The sequence below is a fragment of the Massilia genomosp. 1 genome, assembly GCF_011682185.1.
In the GTDB taxonomy this organism is placed as follows: Bacteria; Pseudomonadota; Gammaproteobacteria; order Burkholderiales; family Burkholderiaceae_D; genus Telluria_A; species Telluria_A rubra.
Genome location: NZ_WHJF01000199.1, coordinates 1 through 4647 on the forward strand (window position 1 = coordinate 1; position 4647 = coordinate 4647).

5 protein-coding genes are annotated in these 4647 nt (G+C 57.6%); 3 read left to right on the forward strand and 2 right to left on the reverse strand.

Going from position 1 to position 4647, the window contains the following annotated elements; all coding sequences use genetic code 11:
- Both F1735_RS35925 and F1735_RS35930 read left to right on the forward strand, forming a co-directional pair.
- The coding region (locus tag F1735_RS35925; RefSeq protein ID WP_222853149.1) for a hypothetical protein at positions 1 to 246 on the forward strand (246 nt) is incomplete at its 5' end.
- A 212-nt stretch (positions 247 to 458) separates the two neighbouring features.
- Positions 459 to 644 (forward strand): hypothetical protein, encoded by a 186-nt coding sequence (locus F1735_RS35930; protein WP_222853150.1) that lies wholly within the window; start codon positions 459 to 461, stop codon positions 642 to 644.
- A 268-nt stretch (positions 645 to 912) separates the two neighbouring features.
- On the opposite strand, the gene F1735_RS32555 is transcribed toward F1735_RS35930, so the two are convergent.
- Both F1735_RS32555 and F1735_RS32560 read right to left on the reverse strand, forming a co-directional pair.
- A complete protein-coding gene (locus F1735_RS32555; protein WP_167241034.1) occupies positions 913 to 1398 on the reverse strand; it encodes a hypothetical protein in 486 nt (161 codons plus the stop codon).
- A gap of 262 nt (positions 1399 to 1660) precedes the next feature.
- Positions 1661 to 3388, reverse strand: a complete 1728-nt coding sequence (locus F1735_RS32560) for a hypothetical protein (protein ID WP_167241036.1) — start codon at positions 3386 to 3388, stop codon at positions 1661 to 1663.
- A gap of 254 nt (positions 3389 to 3642) precedes the next feature.
- On the opposite strand from F1735_RS32560, the gene F1735_RS32565 reads away from it, so the two are divergent.
- The gene (locus F1735_RS32565) at positions 3643 to 4554 is read left to right on the forward strand and encodes a DNA methyltransferase (protein WP_373888622.1); all 912 of its coding nucleotides are present in this window, start codon (positions 3643 to 3645) and stop codon (positions 4552 to 4554) included.
- Positions 4555 to 4647: the final 93 nt, after the last annotated feature.

A 4647-nucleotide genomic window follows, 5' to 3' on the forward strand; every position in this document is an offset into this window, starting at 1 on the left:
CGCTTCATTGACTGTCCCGTTCAATTGGGTAGGGACGCTATCGCCCGCGACATTCCGATTCAAGTTGAAAAGGTCCTGCATCGGAAAAGCGGCGCTGCGGCGGTGGTTTGTGCAACATTCAGGCTAAGAATTCACCGATTAAACGCACTGATGACGCCAGCAAGGGAAGGCAAGTCGATTGTTGGAGGGTTGTCACAAACGGCAACGGGACGCGTCGAGAGGCTTATGAATTCAAGCTTCGCGTAACGATCGCGGCGAGCGGCCAAGGCCGATTTGGTGAAGAGCTCGCCTTTGCTAGGGACTGTCAAAATTCAGACGCAGTTCCAATTCTGCTTGTCCTTGACCCCACGCCAAATCCCAGGTTAACCGAACTTGCCGAACATTTCCGCCAATCTGGTGGCGAAGCATATGTTGGACTTGATGCCTGGAACCACTTGGAACGTGAGGCAGGTCCGACGATGGCTGTATTCATCGAAAATTATGTTGCCGCACCGATCAAGCAAATTTCAACCTTTGATGGACAACTTCTTCCCTTCGGCGCGCAGCTCGTTGGCCAAGGAAATATCGAACTTCGAATTGGTGCGCATACGTGCCTTATTCGCAGGCATGAAGACCCAGCATTGGCTGAGGACGAGGAACAATAGCAGCTAATGCGATACAAATAGTGCGAATATGCGACTGCTGGGGGCCTCGGAAATTGCGTCGCGCAGTAGGTTTTTCGAGGTCCCCGGCTGTCGAACTCCCCATAATGGCGTACAGGAATCAACCATGATGGCAAAAATGCTTTCTATGCAATATTCAGCAAGCGCAACGCCAAAGCCAGCATTTTCGTCCGCTACCTCTGCTCATACATCAGCTGTACATTGAACACATCCGGCCGTCGTTCGTCGACTCTTTTGCATCCCGATGCCGTCAGGGACGCGATGGTGTCGCACGCGGCTTGTCCTGTTTGCCGTTGTCCCGTTTTGCATCGAGAAAAAATCCGCGCCAGAGGAAGACGATGTGGCGCTTATCCCTGACATAGACGAAGGTGATTGAAGAAGGCGGAAGGCAATCTATCGCAATTTCAGTGACAGGATCGGGCAATCGCATGCTGCGCGGATCAAACTTGAACTCGCGCCAAAAAAAGTTAGTTGTGTTGTGGCGAGATTGCTTGAATGTTGGCTTGTCACATTTTTCGCCAGCGAACTGCATGGACTCAGCTGTGACGACGAAATCGGTACCGACCAGCTTGTCGACATCGTCGCTTGATAGCGACGTGGTTTCCTGCGCGCCAGCCGTTCCGGTCACCGTCCACCGTCCGGGCACAGCCGAACCGGCATTCGTTCCAGCCATGCTGGCGGGCGCAGCCAGCGCCACCAGCAAAGCAGCCAAGGCATATCTGCGCATCATTCTCATTGGCCATCCAGGAAAGGGACGCTCTCTTCGCACCGACGGGGCACCAGGCCCGGCATGAAGACGCGACGGCCATTTTACGTCAAATGCGTGTTGCTCATGATTGAGTTGGCAGCGCCGCGTGCGAGCGGACGTAGCCATGACTTCCTCCTGATCAAAAATATTGATTGCAGCCAATAGAGGCTTCACACCAGCAGCGGCATGGGCTCGTGGTGAAGACCATGCGCAAGACTTCAGCCAGTTACTTCCTCATCGCAAACAGAATCTAGATCCCGAAAGCCTTCAGGCCCACATCGAGCACGACTTCCAGGGGATTCTGCTGTTGCCCGCCCGGGCGCGCATTGCGCGGCACTTCCTCGTACAGGAAATAGGCATCCTGCCCACTGAATTGATCGTGGAACAGCGCCTGCCTGCCTCTCAGATACGGAATAAACGGATCGGCGCGGACGGTGGCGTACATGGCATTGACGCTAAAACCCAAAGTCGCATCCTGGCTGATGATCCGGCCGCTCACGGCGCTTTCCAGCCGCACGCCACGGCAGCCCTTGACGATGAGCGTGACCGGTCCTTCAAAAGCGAGGTAACGCAACTGCAGCGTCAGCCATGCATGCAAGGTGCCCAGGCGCCAGTGGCTGCGAATGGTGGGGCGCCGCCCACCCTTGCAAACGATGCCGGCCAGCCCGCGTGGCTGAAGCACAATCGCCTCTCCGGCAGCAATCTCGAGAAGGGCGACTTCATCGAGCGCGTCGACGGTGGACGACACCACCACATCGGCAGCATGCGCGGTACGCAGCCGTTTCAACATCCATAAATGCGCGGCGATGCTGGTAAGCCAGTGGCGCCAGCTAAACAGCAACGTCGTCGTGACGGTGACGCCTGCGGGCTGACTCTGGCAATAATCTGGACGGATGAGCATGTCATCGCCGGCAGCCAGGATCACGTTCTGGGATACCGCCGAAATGACAGAGCTGTGACGCGCTCGCCGCGCATTGGCAGAAGGTGAAGCGGGCGGGTTTCCCTGTGTCTTGCCGATCACAATCGCAGGCCTGCGCGCGGCCAGCGGCGCCAGCACAAAATAGAAGAAGATGCGGATCGCGGCCGGCACCAGCCACCATCCGATCAGCACACCGGCCGCCGCTGGCAGTACCGGACGCACGGCCTGGTACGCTTGCCAGACGTGGTTTTGCGCCGCCAGACCCTCCGCCTGGCGCAGCCGCTCCCGCAGCGGTGTACCAATCATGACGAGGCGTTGTTCATCAACCCGGAAGGCGGCGATCGGGGTGGGGAGCGACATCCGCTCAAGCAGCGCCTGCTGCGCCAAGAAATCTTTGTACGCTTTCCTGTTCGCGGCGCGCAGGTCGTTGACTGCCCTCTCCAATTGCCGCACGCGCTCGTATGGCTCAGTAAAGGGAAGGTGGACAAGCAGACCTCCCGCTGCCTGGCTCTGGTCCAGTTCCTGTTGCCTGCTTTGGTAGGCCGCGTACATTTTCACGTGTGCGAGCCGAAGTTGCTCAAGTGTGTGCAGCGCAGCCTGCCGGTTGCCCAATACAACAAGGTGCGCACGCAAGGCGACCAGATGCGCCTTCGCCTGGCGCCGCAGTTCGATCTCGGCTCCACGCATGGCTTGCTGCCTTACATGTTCTACTATCCGGTCCGCGCCGGTGAATGCGCCGGACGCCAGCGATACCTTATCCAGCTCGCGCTGCTGAAGGCTGATGTCCTTGTCGATGCCGCGGATTTGCGCATCAAGCTGCTGCACAGTCGCCCCGGACAATTGCTCCACCTGCTGCGCCATGCGCTGGGCGACTGTCGCCTGATGGTCGTTCACATCCTGTTGCACTGCGCGCAGCGCCGGAACCTCCTTCACAATGCTCTGAACGTGCATCCACTCGCCGCGAATCCATTTTGCGGAAACGAGAACGAGGACAATGAACGTGAATACGAACAGATTACGTCGGACGGCCTGGAACACAACGGAAAGAAAATGACCCACGCAGAACCACCGAATGTTAGAAGTTGCAAAGAAGCGGAGGCCCCATGCAGCGTGTACGCATGGCGGCAGGGCCTGCAATTGTGTGCCTCACAAGCAAAACATACCACGACATGGCGGTCTGCCCGGTCCCGTTGATGCCGGCCCACATCATGGAAGCCCTATTCCCGCATCGTTCTTCCTGATCGCCTCGCCCTGTTCCGGGCTGGCGCGCGCTTGTCCGCTCAGCGCGTATCCGTTACCCTTGCCACGCCAGCGTGCCTGGCGGGCAGATTGCGCAGCCCATCCGCCTGTTGCCCCGAAAAGGAAAGAAAGAGCAAACGATGCCGTTTTTAGACTGGGCAAACAAGAATCAAGCGATGGCGGCCACCCACGAGGCGCCCTGCCACTTGCTCAAGCAGGAGTCGGTCCACGGCGATATCACGGGCGCCTGTGCCGGCAATCTGCTCATTGAGGGTGACAACTTGCTGGCGCTCAAAGCCCTGATGCCCTTGTACGCGGGGCGGGTCAAATGCATTTTCATCGATCCTCCCTACAACACCCAAAGCGCATTCGAGCATTACGACGACAAGCTGGAGCACAGCCAATGGCTGTCGATGATGTATCCGCGCCTGATCCTGCTGCGCGAGCTGTTAAGCGAGGACGGCTTCATCGTTCTTCACATCGACGATGCTGAAAGCCATTACGCCAAAGTGCTGATGGATGAAATATTCGGCCGTGTACACTACCAAACGTCGATGTATGTCCAGGTGCGATACACGTCCAAGACCTTGAAGTCCGACATGGCGTATCACAAGCAGATTGAGCAGGCCTTGGTATACCGCCGCTCCTGCGCAGCGAAACCCTGCAAGCCATCGATCCAGACCCAGGGCTTCGACAAGTTCAACTTCGAGATTGTCGAGTTGGCGCGCGGCCGCGCCACCACCCTCGGAGGCAAGGCGGTGCAAGTGTTCCGGCCGGGAGAGTACGAAATCAACAAGGTGGCAGGCCACGTCGATGGGTTAAAGGAAATATGGGCGTCCGGGTCTATCCTCGATGGAAACTCGTCCGGGCGCTTCTTCCGGGACTACCTCGCGGGCCGTTTTGACGAGGATGGCGCGGGCGCGCTGTACAAGGTAGCCAATATCGGCGATGACGGTCCGGAAATTTGCAAGCTAGTTGTCGCCTAAATACGATTTTTACGCTGCTTTTTTGAGTGCTTGATTTTTCTCCTTTTTGGTGACGGCTTCCGTGACACTTTTTTCGGGATTGAGGTGTACCGT